14 protein-coding genes and 1 pseudogene are annotated in these 16104 nt (G+C 66.5%); 8 read left to right on the top strand and 7 right to left on the bottom strand.

Annotated elements, in window-relative coordinates:
* Positions 1-52: 52 nt before the first annotated feature.
* Positions 53-1150, bottom strand: a complete 1098-nt coding sequence (locus tag ABIA42_RS26480) for an LLM class flavin-dependent oxidoreductase (protein WP_271527758.1) — start codon at positions 1148-1150, stop codon at positions 53-55.
* Between the two features lie 217 nt (positions 1151-1367).
* Here ABIA42_RS26480 and ABIA42_RS26475 point away from each other — a divergent pair, with 217 nt between their 5' ends.
* From ABIA42_RS26475 to poxB, 3 genes and pseudogenes are all read left to right on the top strand, one after another.
* Positions 1368-2294, top strand: coding sequence for a 2-dehydro-3-deoxygalactonokinase (locus tag ABIA42_RS26475; RefSeq protein ID WP_370119604.1), 927 nt, complete (start codon positions 1368-1370; stop codon positions 2292-2294).
* A gap of 1 nt (position 2295) precedes the next feature.
* Positions 2296-2929 (top strand): annotated as a pseudogene (locus tag ABIA42_RS26470) (2-dehydro-3-deoxy-6-phosphogalactonate aldolase).
* Between the two features lie 108 nt (positions 2930-3037).
* Positions 3038-4774 (top strand): ubiquinone-dependent pyruvate dehydrogenase, encoded by a 1737-nt coding sequence (poxB, locus tag ABIA42_RS26465; protein WP_370119610.1) that lies wholly within the window; start codon positions 3038-3040, stop codon positions 4772-4774.
* Positions 4775-4979: 205 nt separating this feature from the next.
* On the opposite strand, the gene ABIA42_RS26460 is transcribed toward poxB, so the two are convergent.
* Together ABIA42_RS26460 and ABIA42_RS26455 are read right to left on the bottom strand one after the other, a co-directional pair.
* Positions 4980-5345, bottom strand: a complete 366-nt coding sequence (locus ABIA42_RS26460; RefSeq protein WP_370119613.1) for a hypothetical protein — start codon at positions 5343-5345, stop codon at positions 4980-4982.
* 67 nt (positions 5346-5412) lie between these two features.
* Positions 5413-6321, bottom strand: a complete 909-nt coding sequence (locus ABIA42_RS26455) for a PaaI family thioesterase (RefSeq protein ID WP_370119615.1) — start codon at positions 6319-6321, stop codon at positions 5413-5415.
* 150 nt (positions 6322-6471) lie between these two features.
* Between ABIA42_RS26455 and ABIA42_RS26450 the strand changes: the two genes are divergently transcribed.
* Positions 6472-6792, top strand: a complete 321-nt coding sequence (locus ABIA42_RS26450) for a hypothetical protein (RefSeq protein ID WP_028179329.1) — start codon at positions 6472-6474, stop codon at positions 6790-6792.
* Between the two features lie 39 nt (positions 6793-6831).
* On the opposite strand, the gene ABIA42_RS26445 is transcribed toward ABIA42_RS26450, so the two are convergent.
* Positions 6832-8301: an amidase gene (locus tag ABIA42_RS26445; RefSeq protein ID WP_370119618.1), complete on the bottom strand. Its 1470-nt coding sequence runs from the start codon at positions 8299-8301 to the stop codon at positions 6832-6834.
* A gap of 130 nt (positions 8302-8431) precedes the next feature.
* Positions 8432-9544, bottom strand: coding sequence for a ring-opening amidohydrolase (locus ABIA42_RS26440; RefSeq protein WP_370119620.1), 1113 nt, complete (start codon positions 9542-9544; stop codon positions 8432-8434).
* A gap of 283 nt (positions 9545-9827) precedes the next feature.
* On the opposite strand from ABIA42_RS26440, the gene ABIA42_RS26435 reads away from it, so the two are divergent.
* From ABIA42_RS26435 to ABIA42_RS26420, 4 genes are all read left to right on the top strand, one after another.
* Entirely contained in the window at positions 9828-12164 is a 2337-nt protein-coding gene (locus tag ABIA42_RS26435; protein ID WP_370119623.1) for a Tex family protein, read from the top strand.
* A 334-nt stretch (positions 12165-12498) separates the two neighbouring features.
* Positions 12499-12942: a hypothetical protein gene (locus tag ABIA42_RS26430; RefSeq protein ID WP_370119625.1), complete on the top strand. Its 444-nt coding sequence runs from the start codon at positions 12499-12501 to the stop codon at positions 12940-12942.
* Between the two features lie 100 nt (positions 12943-13042).
* Positions 13043-13735: a response regulator transcription factor gene (locus tag ABIA42_RS26425; RefSeq protein ID WP_370119628.1), complete on the top strand. Its 693-nt coding sequence runs from the start codon at positions 13043-13045 to the stop codon at positions 13733-13735.
* Positions 13722-14798, top strand: coding sequence for a HAMP domain-containing sensor histidine kinase (locus tag ABIA42_RS26420; RefSeq protein ID WP_271527747.1), 1077 nt, complete (start codon positions 13722-13724; stop codon positions 14796-14798). The genes ABIA42_RS26425 and ABIA42_RS26420 overlap by 14 nt, the downstream gene beginning before the upstream one ends.
* 12 nt (positions 14799-14810) lie before the next feature.
* Here the strand turns inward: ABIA42_RS26420 and ABIA42_RS26415 are convergent, their stop codons facing one another.
* Entirely contained in the window at positions 14811-15182 is a 372-nt protein-coding gene (locus ABIA42_RS26415) for a response regulator transcription factor (RefSeq protein WP_370119631.1), read from the bottom strand.
* Positions 15179-16045, bottom strand: coding sequence for a S1C family serine protease (locus tag ABIA42_RS26410; protein ID WP_370119634.1), 867 nt, complete (start codon positions 16043-16045; stop codon positions 15179-15181). Before ABIA42_RS26410 ends, ABIA42_RS26415 begins: the two co-directional genes overlap by 4 nt.
* Positions 16046-16104 lie beyond the last annotated feature (59 nt).

Here is a 16104-nt window from a genome sequence, read left to right as displayed (position 1 = left end):
GATCTCCGAAATGAATGCGGGTGCGCCACGATCGCGCCGCACCCGCTGTCGGTCAAGCCGCCTTCTTCGCGGAGCCGAGATGCTTCAGGCGCGGCATCACCTCGTTCTTGAGCAGCGAGAGCGAGTGGTGCCAGGCTTCCGGCTTGTGCTTGTAGTCGAAGCCGAACACGCAGAGCACGCCGAAGCCGCCGACCTCGTCGTAGATCTTCTCGATCTTCTCGGCGACCGTCGCCGGCGAGCCGACGATCCAGTTCCGCTTGGCGCAATATTCGACGGTGACGTCGCTGTCGGGCACGTCGGGCGCGTGCTTCAGATAGTCCTTGAAGCCGAAATGGCCGAGCAGCGGCAGGAAGTACTCACCCATCATCCGGCCCATCATGTCGCCGGTCGAGAGCTTCCAGGCCTCCTCGTCGGTGTCGGCAACGAACACCTCGCGCACCAGCCGCCAGTCCTGCCGGTTCGGCTTGCGCCCGGTCTTGGCGGCCCCGATCTCGACCGAGTCCCAGTGGCTGCCAACATAGGCCGGGTTGAGGTTGAGGCTCATCGGGATGAAGCCGCGCTCGCCTGCAAGCTTCAGCGTGTCCGAGTTCTTCGACAGGCCGGCGACGCCGATCGGCGGATGCGGCGCCTGCAGCGGCTTGATGTGCGGCTTGAGGAAGTCGAACATCGTGTCCGGCTTGGAGACCGTCCAGAACTTGCCTTTGTAGGTCCAGGGCGCGGGATCGCTCCACATCTTCAGGATGATCTCCAGCGCCTCGCGGGTCATGTCGCGGTTCTGCCCGCTCATGCCGTCGACGTTGAACATCGCCCAGTCGCTCGGCAGGCCGGATGCGGCGACGCCGAAATTGAGCCGGCCCTCGGAGAGATGGTCGAGCATGGCGACGCGGTTGGCGAGCTCGGCCGGGTGGTGATAGGGCAGCAGGAAGCCGCCCGGTCCGATGCGAAGCTTCTTGGTCTGCATCAGCGCCTGCGCGATCAGCAGGTCCGGCGTGGGATTGGGTTCCCAGGGCGCGGTGTGATGCTCGCCGATCCAGGCTTCCTGATAGCCGAGCTCGTCGAGCCAGCGCAGGACCTGCAGATCCCAATCGTGTCCTTCCTTCAACCCGCACTCCGGCGGATGCGAAGGCATCGTGAAATAGCCGATCTCCATGGGTTTCCTCTTCTGATGTTGACGCGTCTTCTCGCGCGTTGACGGCGTTGAACGACCAAGCTTCAGCAAGCGGTGTGCCAGCATGGCGGAGCCGCAAATTGAAGAGAAAGCGCTGGTTTGCCCGCGCAATAGCCGGTATCTCGACGGGAGCCTGCAAGACATCGTCTCATTTGTCGCGAGACGGCGTCTCAGCCGTGAGACGAGGACGAGACCTGACATGACCGAACCCGCTTATGTCGCGGTGGACTGGGGCACCAGCAGCTTCCGGCTCTGGCTGATCGATGGCGCCGGCCAGGTGCTGGCCGAGCGCCGCAGCGGCGAGGGCATGCTGGCCGCGGCGAAGGCCGGCTTCCCGGCGGTGCTGCGATCGCATCTTGCGGCGGTCGAAGCGCCGGATCATCTGCCGGTGCTCGTTTGCGGCATGGCCGGTGCCCGCACCGGCTGGGTCGAGGCCGGCTATGTCGACACGCCGGCGCCGCTCTCTGCCGTTCTGAAGCAGGCCGTGCGTGTGCCGGGCGAGGCGCGCGATATCCGGATCCTGCCGGGCATCGCGCAGCGCGACGCCAAGGCGCCAGATGTCATGCGCGGCGAGGAGACGCAACTGCTCGGCGCCCTCGGCCTCGATACCGCGGGCGAGGCGCTGGTCTGCATGCCCGGCACGCATTCGAAATGGGTTCGCGTGAAGGACGGCACGGTCGCGCATTTCTCCACCTTCATGACCGGCGAGCTGTTCAGTGCTGTCTCGCGCGAGACGATCCTGTCGCTCGCGGTCGCCGGCGCAGACGATGCCGAGGATGTCGCGAGCTTCAAGGCGGCAGTGAACGCCGCGTACGAGGCGCCGGCTTTCGCGGCCAATCTCCTGTTCGGCGCGCGGTCGCGACAGCTTCTGTTCGGCGGCACGCCGGCCGCCGCGCGCGAGACGCTTTCGGGCACGTTGATCGGTGTCGAGCTGGCGGCAGGGCTCTCCGGCACCGTGCCGCAGGCGGGTGTCATGCTGATTGCCTCGGGACGGCTCGCGGTGTTGTACCGGCTGGCTTTCGAGGCGTTATCGATGACCGCAAGGCCGGTCGATGCGGATGAAGCCGTTCGCCGCGGTTTGTCGATGGCGGCTGCCGCGATCTGGACGAAGCAGAAGGATTCTTGAGATGAGCGTTCCTTTTCCGCCGATGAAGCGGCTGCTGGTCGCGATCTTGCGCGGCGTCAAGCCCGAGGAGACCGAGGCCATTGTCGGCGTGCTGATCGAAGCCGGCATGACCGCGATCGAGATTCCCCTGAACTCGCCCGATCCGTTCCGCTCCATCGCGATGGCGGTGAAGCAGGCGCCATCAGGCGTGTTGATCGGCGCCGGCACGGTGCTGACCACGGCGGATGTCGATCGTCTCAACGACGTCGGCGGCAAGCTCATGGTCTCGCCCAATGTCGACACCGAGGTGCTCGCGCGCGCGCATCAGCATGGCATGGTGACGATGCCCGGCGTGTTCTCGCCGACCGAGGCGCTGCTCGCCGCGCGCTCGGGCGCGTCGAGCCTGAAGTTCTTTCCGGCGAGCGTGCTCGGCGCCTCCGGCATCGCCGCGATCAGAGCCGTGCTGCCATCAGGCGGTGATGATCGCGGCCGTCGGCGGCGTCTCCGACCAGAACTTTGCGGAGTACATCAAGGGCGGCGCGACGGCGTTCGGCCTCGGCTCCAGCCTCTACAAGCCCGGCATGACGGCGGCGGATGTCGCAGCTCGCGCGAAGGTCACAGTCGCGGCCTACGATCGGGCAATTGCGAAAAATTGAGCCGGAACAGACAAGCCATGATCGTGTCATAGCTTATTGTCCCTCGCGGTGTCGCAACCGATGTTTGCGCATCGTAGACATGCGACTGGCTGAAGCAGGAGACCGACAATGGCGATCAACAACGTAGCCGATCTTTTCGTGGCAACGCTCGAACAGGCAGGCGTCAAGCGCATCTACGGCATCGTCGGCGACAGTCTGAATGCGCTGACCGAAGCGCTGCGCCGTCGCGGCACCATCGAGTGGATCCACGTCCGGCACGAGGAGGTTGCAGCGTTTGCAGCGGCCGGCGAAGCGGAGATGACCGGGAGCCTCGCAGTCTGCGCCGGTTCCTGCGGCCCGGGCAATCTGCATCTGATCAACGGGCTGTTCGATGCTCACCGCAGCCGCGTTCCGGTGCTGGCGATTGCGGCGCAGATCCCCACCGCCGAGATCGGCGGCGGCTATTTCCAGGAGACCCATCCGCAGAATCTGTTCCGCGAATGCAGTCATTATTGCGAGCTGGTCTCGGATTCGAGCCAGCTTCCCTACGTGCTCGAGAATGCAATTCGCGCCGCCGTCGGCCTGCGCGGCGTTGCCGTCGTTGCCATGCCCGGCGACGTCGCCTTCCGCAGTCCCCCGAAGCGTGAGCTGTCGACGGCGCGCGGCCTTGCCTTGTCGGCGCCAAAGGTCGTGCCGGAGGCCGATGAGCTGAAGGCGCTGGCGGACCTCCTCAACGCCGCCGAGCGCATCACCCTGTTCTGCGGCCGAGGCTGCGCCGGCGCGCATGCGCCGCTGATGCAACTGGCGGAAGCTCTGAAGAGCCCGATCGTGCATGCGCTCGGCGGCAAGGAGCATGTCGAGTACGACAACCCTTACGACGTCGGCATGACCGGATTCATCGGCTTCTCTTCGGGCTATGCCGCCATGCACGCCTGCGACGCGCTGGTGATGCTCGGCACCGATTTTCCCTACAAGCAGTTCTTCCCGACCAACTGCCAGATCGCGCAGATCGACATCCGCCCGGAAAATCTCGGCCGGCGTTGCAAGATCGATCTCGGCCTCGTCGGCGACGTCAAGCTCACCATCGAGGCGCTGCTGCCGCTGCTCGAGACCAAGACGCAGCGCAAGCATCTCGACGATGCTGTCGCGCACTACAAGAAGGCTCGCGAAGGGCTCGATTCGCTCGCCAGGGGCACGCCGGGAACCAAGCCGATCCATCCGCAATATCTCGCCAAGGTCATCAGCGACCATGCGTCCGAGGATGCCGTGTTCACCGCCGACGTCGGCACGCCGACCGTGTGGGCCGCGCGCTATCTCGATATGAATGGCCGCCGCCGGCTGATCGGCTCTTTCGTGCACGGATCGATGGCCAACGCGATGCCGCAGGCGATCGGCGCGCAGGCCGCGCAGCCCGGCCGCCAGGTCATCTCGCTCTCCGGCGACGGCGGCTTCACCATGCTGATGGGCGATCTGATCACGCTGACGCAGATGAAGCTGCCGGTGAAAGTCGTCGTCTTCAACAACGGCGTGCTGGGCTTCGTCGCGCTGGAGATGAAGGCGGCGGGGTTCGTCGACACCGGTGTCGATCTGGAGAACCCCGACTTCGCCGCGATGGCGCGCGCGATGGGTATCTTCGCGAAACGCGTCGAGGATCCCGGCGAGCTCCCCGGCGCGATGAAGGAGATGCTGGCGCACAATGGGCCGGCGTTGCTCGACGTCGTGACCGCCAAGCAGGAGCTGTCGATGCCGCCGACCATCACGGCCGAGCAGGTCAAGGGTTTCAGCCTCTGGGTCCTGCGCGCGGTGATGAACGGCCGCGGCGACGAGGTGCTGGACCTTGCGAAGACGAACCTGCTGCCGCGCTAAAGCGTGACGAGATGAGGCTTGATCGTTGCAACGACGCAGGTGCGCTCCTCTCCCGCCTGCGGGAGAGGGTCGGGGAGAGGGTCTTTCTGCAATGGGACAATCCCCAAGAGGAGAAAGCCCTCACCCGGCGCTTCGCGCCGACCTCTCCCGCAAGCGGGAGAGGTGAAGGAGCCGCGGCAATCGATTCAACCTTGAGCCATTCGCGCTAGCCCCGCTTCACCGATGGCACGGGCATCTGCTCATGGCGGCGCTGGAAGCGCTGCCAGTGCAGTGCGATGCCGACCAGCAGCGCCGGCACAAAGCCGAGCGCGATCAGGAAATGCGGCAGCGCCTTCGCTGAGACGAAAGCAATCGCAATATCCGAGATCAGCCACAGCGCTGCGAACATGACCGCAAAGTCCGTGCGCGGGCAGCGCAGGTAGTAGAACACGGCGGTGATGATGATGGCGGGACCGATGGCGACCGCGATCATGACGGCCGTCAACTCCTTCGGCGTCACCGCGTCGAGCACCATCGATGCCAGCAGCCAGAGCGCGGCGAACATGGCGACGATGTCGAGCGGATGCCGCAATCAAATACCTCTCGCGGAGACGCGCTATCGTTGGGGCCGGAACTTCGGCCGTCAAGTCAAAATGCGCTTATTCCTCATCACTTCCCGGCGTCGGGCGCAGCATGAAGTGACCGAAGGCGGTGGCGATCGGCTTGGTCGCATCGTCCTGCCAGGCCCGCGCCTCGAAGGCAACGATGCGCCGGCCCTGCTTCACGATCGAGACGTCGGCAAACGTGTCGAGGGCACGGCCGGAGCGCAGATAGTTGACGGTGAGGCCGATCGGCTTGGGCGGCGCGGCAGCGCCGAGCTCGCGCGCCACGCCGACGATCGCTGTGGTTTCCAGGAAGGCACCGGTCATGCCGCCATGGATCGCGGGCAGGATCGGATTGCCGATGATCTTCGGCGAGAACGGCATCGTCAGCGTGCCGTCGTCGTTGACGCGAATGCCGAGGCAGCGCGCGAACGGGCTATTCGCGAACGGACTGTTTGGATCCTCCGGCGCCTCCAGCGTCGGAATGCTGCGCGAATCCATCCTGCGGTCCGCGAGCATGTTGGTGCGGTTGGCGCCGATCATGAAGCAGGCCGTCGCGGTCGCGACCGGATCGTCCTCCGACTCCTGATAGGCGGTGGAGCGCACGAAGGCGATCGAGCGTGTGGTGCGGTAGCAGACCGAATGCGCCTTGATGTCGAGGCCCGGCGTCGCCGGCTTCTGGTAGTCGATGCGCAAGTCCAGGGTTGCGATCGCGCGCGTGCCGTCAAGCGCGAGTTGCACGGCCATGCCGCAGCTCTCGTCCAGCATCGCCGTGACGACGCCGCCGTGCAGCACGCCGGTCTCGGTGTCGCCGACGAAGACGGGCCGGTATGGCAGGCTGGACCAGGCTTCGGCGGGCGCAAAACGGTCGAGCTGGAGCCCGCTGATGTGGCCGTAATCGGAGCGGCGGCCCTTGATGGCTTCAGCGAGTTCCTCGAACGGGAGCGTGACAGGGAGAGTGGACATGACGCTGTTCTAGACCAGTGCCCGCCGCCGCGCAAAACCCCGATTGTGCCTTGCTCGGGACCCCTGCCGGGGGGCGGTTTGGCCTCGACAGGGCGGGCCAAAGCAACGATGGTGGGCGCTTCGTTCGTCCAATGCCCGCAAGGAGCGCCCATGACCGACCCCGAGACACCCGGCACCAATCAGGGGCCCGTCACGATTTCCACCTCGAGCTCGGAGCGGGCGCCGATCATCTATTTCGACGGTGCATCCTGCTTCGGTCACCACAACGGCGCGATCCAGATCGAGCTCGCCGCAAACCTCCTGATGCCGGTCGGCGCCGCCGTCAGGGTCGACGTTGTCCAGACCGCGCATTTGCGTTGCAGCGTGGCCGCGGCGCTGGCATTGCGCGAAGCGCTCGACAAGGCGCTCGCGATGTACCAGCAGGGCCAGCAGCAGCCGCGCCCGGAGGAAATTCCGACCGTAAAGAACTGAGGCAGGAGCGCGATCGCATGTTGCTGCGATCGCAGCCCGTCAGCTCACATGCTCCTTCGGCTTCTTGCCGCCGTTCCACTTGCCGTCGAGCGCGCGCTCGATCTGGGCGGCGAGTTGCAGCAGCAGGCCGTCATTTGCCTGCTTGGCGATGGCCTGGATGCCGAGCGGCAGGCCGTGATCCTGGGTTGCCATCGGCATCGATATCGCCGGCATGCCGCAGAGATTGGCGAGCGGCGTGAAGGCGAAGTTGCGCCAGAGATTGCCGAACCAGTCGAGCACGTCGGGATTATCGGAGATGGTGAGGTATTCCCTGGTGCCGACCTTCGGCGTCGGCAGCGCCGTGATCGGCGTCAGGATCACGTCCCACTGCTCGAAGAAGGCGCCGAAGCCGCGCGAGGTCGTGTTGAACACGCCCTGCATCTTCGCCCGCTCGGCGAAGCTCGTGTGCCGGCCGGCTTCCCAGATGCGGATGTTCATGGGTTCGATCAGATCTTCCGGCGGTTTTTCCAGCCCGCGCGCAGCGAGCATATTGGAGATCACCACCGCGAAATTCGAGATGTAGCAGGTGGTCTGCGCCGCGAACGCGGCACGGAAATCGACCTCGGGCAGCGCGTGGTCGACGTGATGGCCGAGGCCTTCGAGGAAGCGGCCGGCCTTCTCCAACTCGGCGGCGATCTCAGGCGTGGCGGTATAGTCGCCCCATGTGTGCGACACCGCGATGCGAAGCTTTGACGGGTCGCGCTTGATCATCTCGCAATAGGGCTGCGCCGTGGTCCAGAACGGCATGAATTCGCCAGGTGCCGGTCCGCGGGCATGGTCGACGAAGGCGGCGGTGTCGCGCACCGAGCGCGACTGGCAGCCCTGGATCGAGACGAGGCCGGTGAGGTCAGACATGTGCGGGGCGAGCGAGAACACGCCGCGCGAGACCTTCAGCCCGATATTGCCATTGACGCCGGCGGGAATGCGAATCGAGCCGCCACCGTCGGTCGCATGCGCGATCGGCACCACGCCCGCGGCGACCATCGCGGCGCTGCCTGCGGACGAGCCGCAGGTGGTGTAGTCGGTATTCCAGGGATTGCGCGTGACGTAGACGGCGGGATTGTCGGCGGAACTGCACACGCCGAATTCCGGCGTCGTGGTGCGTCCGATCAGGTTCAGCCCGGCCTGGCGGAATTTTCCGGTCAGGAACGTGTCCGCGCCGGCGCGATTGCCGCGCATCAGCAGCGAGCCCATCTCCTGGAGCCGTCCCTTCATGGTCGGCCCGAGGTCCTTCATCAGGAAAGGCAGGCCGGCGAACGGGCCGGCGAGATTGGCGCCATCCTTGGCGGGGTCGGCGATCACGTCCTCGAACAGCTCGACCACGCCCGACAGTGCCGGATTGACCTTGGCAACGCCGGCCGCGGCCTGCCGCGCCAATTCCTTCGCCGTCAGCTCGCCCTTGCGGACGCGCCCTGCCAGCGCGACTCCGTCGTGCTGCGCCCATTCATTCCAGCTCATCGGCAAAGTCATGACGTCAAAATCCTCTTGGATAGCGGCTATCTTCCTTTCGCAAGGAACGGTCCGAATCAAGCGAGCCGGCGCGAGGGGCAGGGTTGCGTGGGGCGGACAGGTCGCAAGCCCCGGAAGATGCCGCGTCGTATCAATCCGACAGTCGCGCAATCGCTGCAACCGGCCCGCCGCCCGGGGGACCCTGGTGCTCGGCGCCGCCGGACACGTAGACCGCCCCGGTGCCGGCAAGGCTAGCGATCAGGCCGCCGACCGCTGCGCGGGCGTGGCGTGTCGAGCTGATGTCGGTGTCTTCCAGCATGGTGTGGCGAAAGCCGCGCACGCTGCCATCAGGCGAGGCCTCCGCCTTGGCGAAGATGTTGACGAGCTCGCGGCCCTTCGTTGCCTGCGGCGCGATGCGGAGTCCGACGCTTTGCAGCGCCGCGGTCACCGCGACGGCGTCGATGGCGTCGCTCATCACGGCATGACCGATCTCGAATTCGCTTGCCGATGCCACCGAGTTGCCGAGCACGATGACGACGTTGTGCATCAGCTCGATGCCTGATGAGGTGGAGGCAACGGACGAGAACAGATCGTAGCGCCGCAGCACGTCCTCATCGCGGAGATCGGCTGCAATCTCGCCGAGCGCGACGGCGACGCCGAGCGCGGAGGCGCCGCGGGAATAGGCCGTCGAGGCGTAGGCGCTGGTCGTCGCTGTCTTGCAGCCCCGCGCCGCTGCCGCCTCGACGCGATCGCTGGTAAGCAGCGGGCACTTGATCTGCACGAAATGGATGTCGGCGGGATCGCTGATGCCGGCATCCGCCATGGCGGCCTTCACGGCGGTCGCCGTCTCCGTGATCTGCGCGGAGCGGCCGAGCTCCTCAGGCAGGAAATCCCGTGTCTGCGCCAAGCCGATGCTCAGCCGCTTGCCGGAGAGGCCTACCGGAGGGGCGTCGACGGTTCGGCGTGTGAACACCGTGATGTGCGGGCTGAGCACGCCCTCGGTGCCGCCGGACATCACGAAGGCGATGCGCTGCTCGACCTCGTGCGGCGGCAGGTCGAGGTGTGGCGCCAGCGCCGCGCACAGCGCGCTGACGGCGTATTCCCGCGTGAAATCGTTGACGCCGCCATTGCCCTCGGTCTTGCCGAGGATCGCCAGGATCTCGCGCGGGTCGATCGCGCCCGAACCGATCATGGCCATGAGACCGGAGACATCGCCGGGGCCCGTGGTGGCGACCTTGAAGACGCCGACCGATGTTGTACGCATGACTGTCCTTGTGTGGAGTTCGGGGGTCCGGCGGAGCAAACAGCCGCTGAACGGCGGCTCCTGTCAAGCAGGATGACGGATCGGCTATCCGGGTCTGCCGCGACGCAGGAGAGAAGCCGCGCGCCCCCACGAATGTGGCGAGATCGCATCGATCCGGCAAAAAATCCTCTGTCGACGGTTGCGCACCCCACCTTGATGAATCAACCTCGGTTGGTCCATAAGCGGCGTCCCGCGGCCGGTGCTTTTCGCCCTGCGTCGCGTGCTTTGATAGAGGGAATCTCGCGTGGCAAATATCAACCACAAAATTGCGCAGGAGCTTGGGGTTCGCGCCGAGCAGGTCGAGGCGGCGGTGACGCTGCTCGACGGCGGCGCCACGGTTCCCTTCATCGCCCGCTACCGCAAGGAAGCGACCGGTGCGCTCGACGACGCGCAATTGCGCACCCTGGAGGAGCGCCTGGTTTACTTGCGCGAGCTCGAAGACCGCCGCAAGGCCATTCTCGAATCGGTCCGCGAGCAGGGCAAGCTCGATGCAGCCCTCGAAGCCACGATCATGGCCGCCGACAGCAAGGCACGCCTCGAAGACATTTATCTCCCTTTCAAGCCGAAGCGCCGCACCAAGGCGGAAGTTGCCAAGGAAGCGGGCCTCGAGCCGCTTGCCAATCAGTTGCTGGCGGAGCCCGGCAACGATCCGAAGGTCGTGGCAGAAAGCTTCGTCAACGCGGAGAAGGGCGTTGCGGATGCCGCCGCCGCGCTCGACGGCGCCCGCGCCATCCTGGTCGAGCGCTTCGACGAGGACGCCGACCTGATCGGCGCATTGCGCGAGGAGATGTGGACCAACGCGCGCATGGCCTCCAAGGTGCGCGACGGCAAGAAGACCGAGGGCGAGAAGTTCGCCGACTATTTCGATTTCTCCGAGCCGCTGACCAAGCTGCCATCGCACCGCATTCTCGCGATGTTCCGTGGCGAGAAGGAAGAGATCCTCGATCTGCAGATCCTGGCCGAGGCGGAGGCGCCGCCGCCGGGCGTGCCGAGCGCCTATGAACTGAAGATCATGAAGCGGTTCGGCATCGCCGACCTCAAGCGACCCGGCGACCGCTGGCTGATCGACACCGTGCGCTGGGCCTGGCGCACCAAGATCCAGGTGCATCTCAACATCGACCTGCGCATGCGGCTGTGGAATTCGGCCGAGACCGAGGCCGTGCGCGTGTTCGCCTCGAACTTGCGCGACCTCCTGCTGGCCGCCCCAGCAGGCACCCGCGTCACCATGGGGCTCGATCCCGGCTACCGCACCGGCGTCAAGGTCGCGGTCGTCGACGCGACCGGCAAGGTGGTCGACACCACCGCGATCTATCCGCACGAGCCGCAGCGGCAGTGGAACGAGTCGCTGGCGACCCTCGGCAGGCTCGCGCTGAAGCATCGTGTCGAGCTGATCGCGATCGGCAACGGCACTGCCTCGCGCGAGACCGACAAGCTCGCCGCGGACCTCGTCAAGGGCCTGCCCGAATTGAAGATGACCAAGATCGTCGTGTCGGAAGCCGGCGCGTCGGTCTATTCGGCCTCGGCTTTCGCCTCGGAGGAATTGCCCGGCCTGGACGTCATCCTGCGCGGCGCCGTCTCGATCGCGCGGCGGCTCCAGGACCCGCTGGCCGAACTCGTCAAGATCGAGCCCAAGGCGATTGGCGTCGGCCAGTATCAGCACGACCTCGGCCAGGCCAAGCTCGCAAAATCGCTCGATGCGGTGGTCGAAGATTGCGTGAACGCTGTCGGCGTCGACGTCAACACCGCCTCCGCGCCGCTGCTTGCGCGCGTGTCCGGCGTCGGCGCAGGCCTTGCGCAGAGCATCGTGGCGCACCGCGACGCCAACGGCCCGTTCAAGTCCCGCAAGGCGCTGAAGGACGTGCCGCGGCTCGGGCCCAAGGCGTTCGAGCAGTGCGCGGGCTTCTTGCGCATCCTCGGCGGCGAGGACCCGCTCGACGCCTCCGGCGTGCATCCGGAAGCCTATCCGGTGGTGCGCCGGATTCTCGCGGCGACCAAGAGCGACATCAAGGCGCTGATCGGCAGCAGCGAGATCGTGCGGACCCTCAAGCCGAAGGATTTCGTCGACGAGACCTTCGGCCTGCCCACCGTCACCGACATCCTGCGCGAGCTGGAAAAGCCGGGCCGCGACCCGCGCCCCGCGTTCAAGGCCGCGGTGTTCAAGGAGGGCGTCGAGGAGATCAAGGACCTCAAGAAGGGCATGATCCTCGAGGGCACCGTCACCAACGTCGCCGCCTTCGGCGCCTTCGTCGACATCGGGGTGCACCAGGACGGTCTCGTGCACATCTCGGCGATGTCCAAGACCTATATCAAGGATCCGCGCGAGGTGGTGAAGCCGGGCGATATCGTCAAGGTGAAGGTGCTGGACTTCGAGGTCGCCCGCAAGCGCATCTCGCTGACGCTGCGCCTCGACGACGAGGTCGGCGCCAAGAAGGACGCTCCCGGCATGCAGCGCGACAACAGCTCGCGCAATCCCGCCCGCATGACCTCGTCGGCTCCGCGCAAGCAGGAGTCTTCGGGCGGCGGTGCGCTTGCGGAGGCACTGCGACGTGCGGCCGAGAAGAGTGGCGGCAAGCGGGTGTGACTCTCAACCTCTCCCCGCTCCTGGCGGGAAGAGGTCGGAATTCGCGCAGCGCTAATTCCGGGTGAGGGGCAAGTCTCCGCGCGTCGAGCTGCTCGACGTATGAAGTGGCCCCATCCACGTCATCATTGCGAACGCAGCGAAGCAATCCAGAGTCTTTCCGCGGAGGGATTCTGGATTGCTTCGCTGCGTTCGCAATGACGGGGAGAGAGCGCGATCTCCCTAACACCCGCGTCAGAATCTGGCGCATTTGTAAGTTGAAGGCGACAGCCCGTTCGCCTCATCTGATCGTCCTCGTGCGGCGCGCTGACCGCCGCACTGCAAGGAGGATGTTTCGATGAACGGCAGGCTTCTCAAAGGCCTCACCGCGGCGGCGGTCGCCGCGATGATGGCGCTCACTTCACCGGTGCTCGCTCGTGGCGGCGGTGGGGGCCATGGCGGCTTCGGCGGCGGTGGCCATTTCGGTGGCGGCGGCCATTTCGGTGGTGGCATGCACGCCGGCGGCTTCGGCGGCATGCGGGCCGGCGGCATTGGCAGCGCACGTTTCGCTCATTTCGGCGGGCCTGCCTTCGGCGGCGCGCGTTTCGCGCATGCGGCGATCGGGCCGCGCTTCGCCGGCGCAGGCTGGCACGGCCGCCACGGCTTCCATCGCCACCATTTCCGTCGTTTCGCCGTCTTCGGCGCGCCCTATTTCTACGGCGGCTACAATGACGGCTGCTGGAGCAGGAGCTGGACGCCCTATGGGTGGCAATGGGTCAATGTGTGCGGAGACTACTGGTAGTCGCATCGCCGTACCGCACCATTGTCGCGATCGCCACCGGGCGGTTCCGCTCAGCCCCGGAACGGGATAGTCTGGTGGCGATCGTCACGCGGAGCTTGTCATGAGCGGAGGTCACCGTCGCATCCTGGTCGTCGAGGACGATCCGGAAACCGCAGGCCAGCTCGTCGAGGAGCTGACCGTCTCGGGCTACGACGTCGACCTCGCAGCCAATGGCCGCGAAGCCCTGAGCCACGGCGCCGCGCGTGACTATGCCGTGATCACCATCGACCGCATGCTGCCCGATATCGACGGCATCAGCGTGATGCGCCAGTTGCGCGACGACGGCATCGTCGCGCCCTTCCTGATCATCTCCGCGCTCGGCGAAGTCGACGACCGCGTGCGCGGCCTGCGCGCCGGCGGCGACGATTATCTCGTCAAGCCGTTCTCCTTCACCGAATTGCTGGCGCGGCTCGAAGCACTCGGCCGCCGCAGCGAGACCATCGCCAAGGAGACGCTTCTGCGCGTCGGCGATCTCGCGATCGACCTGATCGCTCGGGCTGCCTCCCGCCGCGGCCGCAAGATTCCGCTGCTGCCGCGCGAATTCCAGCTGCTCGAATATCTCGTCCGCAACGAGGGCCGCGTCGTATCTCGCGCGATGCTGCTTCAGCACGTCTGGGACCTGCATTTCGATCCGTCGACCAATATCATCGACGTCTATGTGGGGCGCGTTCGTCGCAAGGTCGACGATGCCCAGGCCTATCCGCTGATCCATACCATCCGCGGCATCGGATATTGCCTCCGTGCTCCTGGCTAAGACCCTTCGCTCCTCGACCTTTCGCCTCGCGCTGATCGCGATCGCGGCGTTCGGGTTGATCGTCGCGGCGATCATGGCCTATGTCTATTTCGGCACGCTCGCTTACGTGGAGCGCCGGCTCGGCACGGTCGTCGATCATGACGGCTTCACCGGCATGATCGAGCTCGCGATGGTCGCGGTCGCCATGCTGCTGCTCGTGCTCGCCGGGCTCGCGGCCGTGCTGGTGACGCGGCGCACGGTCGGACGGATCGAACAGATCAACGCCACCAGCCGCGCCATCATGCTCTCCGGCCTCGACCAGCGTATCCCCTTGCGCGGCAGCAACGACGAGTGGGACCGCGTCGCCGAAAACCTCAACCAGATGCTCGACCGCATCGAGACACTGATGGGCGAGGTGAAGCAGGTCAGCGACAACGTCGCGCACGATCTGCGGACGCCGCTGACGCGCATGCGCGGCCGGCTGGAAAAGGCCTATCACGCCCCGCGCAACAGCGAGACCGACGCCGCGCTGATCGGGGACACCATCGCCGATCTCGATGCCGTGCTCGGCATGTTCACTTCCATCACCCGGATCTCCGAGATCGAGACCCGCGCCCGCACCGGCGCCTTCCGCGCCCTTGATCTCGCCGAGATCGCCGGCGAGGTCGTCGAGCTCTACGATGCCGCCGCCGAGCAGGTTACTACAAAGCTCACCCTTGCCGGAGAACGCGACGTGGCGATCACGGGCGACCGCGACCTGCTGTTCGACGCCATTGCCAATCTCGTCGATAACGCGATCAAGCACGGCTGCAAGGGCGGGCAGGTGACCGTGACCTGCCGCAGAGCCGATGGCGCTGCGGTGATCACGATTGCCGACGACGGTCCGGGCATTCCCGCCGGGCAGCGCGATCACGTCTTCAAGCGCTTCTACCGGCTCGAACGGAGCCGCTACACGCCGGGCAATGGCCTCGGCCTCAGCCTCGTCGCCGCGGTCGCGCACCTTCATGGCGCCGAGATCGCGCTGCATGACAATGCGCCGGGCCTCACGGTCAAGCTCAGCTTCCCGGCGGCGTCAGCGCCGTGAGGCTGGGCGGCGTCAAAGCTCGATCACGCCGCGACGCGCGGCGTGCGCGACTGCATCGGTGCGGCCGGTCGCGTCCAGCTTGTCCAGCAACGAGCCGACATGGAATTTCACGGTGTGCACGGAGATGCCGAGCTGACGCGCGATCATCTTGTTCGAGGCACCTTCCGCCATCAGCGCCAGCACGTCGAGCTCGCGCTGCGTCAGCGCGATGTCTTCGGGTATGATGCGCGGATCGCGCGCGACGATCGTCGCGGCGGCCTGCTCGCCGGGCGCGGCGAGACGAAGCCCGGGGATATTGCCGAGCAGCGCCGTCAGGCGATCGGCGAGGGCGGGGTCGTCGATCTCCAGCGCGAGCACGATCTCGGCCGTCTTGTCTTCGCTCACGCCTCCGGCCTCTCGGCGACCGTGACCCTGAAGCTGGCCGGCTCGCCGCCGCGGCGCACCGCGACGTCGACCACCGCGCCGACGCTCGAAGGTCCGAGCGTTTGCGCCAGCGCCCGCACGCCGGACAGCTTCTGGCCGTTGACTGCCACAATCACGTCGCCCTGACGGATGCCGGCCGCGGCCGAGGGGCCGGCCTTGTCGACATTCATCACCATGGCGCCGATGCCGTCGTCGAGCCGTACCGGCTGGAGCCCGAGGCCGAGATATCCCCGCGCGATGCGACCGCGCGCCTCCAAATGCGCCGCGACGCGCTCGATCGTCGCCGTCGGGATCACCAGGACGCGCCGCGGTCCGAGCACGGCCATGCCGAAGGCCTCGCCCGATGCATCGAGCGCGAGACCGCCCTGCTGGCTGCCGCGCAGGCGGACGTCGAGCTCGATCCGGGCATCGATGTCGCCGCCGCGTAAGGAGCGCCAGCTCTTGCCGGATGCCGACACCATCCCGAGCGCGGCGCTCGGCGTCTCGCGATTGGTGGCGACCACCACCGACAAGGCGCCGAGCGGCGGGACTGTCGCGGCGAGCTTGACCGGCGCGACGGCGGCATCGACGCGCAGCAGTGCGATGTCAGTCGTATGGTCGCGGCCGGCGATCGTGGCGGCCGCGGTGCTTCCGTCGGCAAGGCCGATCTCGACCGCGCCCTCGTCCGCCAGCGCCTCGTCGGCAGTGACGATCAGGCCGGGTTTCCAGGCGAAGCCGGTGGCGCGGGAGCGGTGCGAACGCACGGAGACGACGGACGGCGCCGTGCGCGTCACCACGTCCGCAAGCGCGAACGACAGGGAGGACAGGGGAGTAGGGGCGGTCATGGCAAGCTCCTGTAAGCTGCCCTCAATCTGGGATATCGCAGGCGCGTGCGAAACTGGCC

Source organism: Bradyrhizobium sp. USDA 327, from assembly GCF_041262065.1.
In the GTDB taxonomy this organism is placed as follows: domain Bacteria; phylum Pseudomonadota; class Alphaproteobacteria; order Rhizobiales; family Xanthobacteraceae; genus Bradyrhizobium; species Bradyrhizobium liaoningense.
Note: the sequence above shows the minus strand (reverse complement) of the source record. Positions and strands in the feature narration are given on the sequence as shown.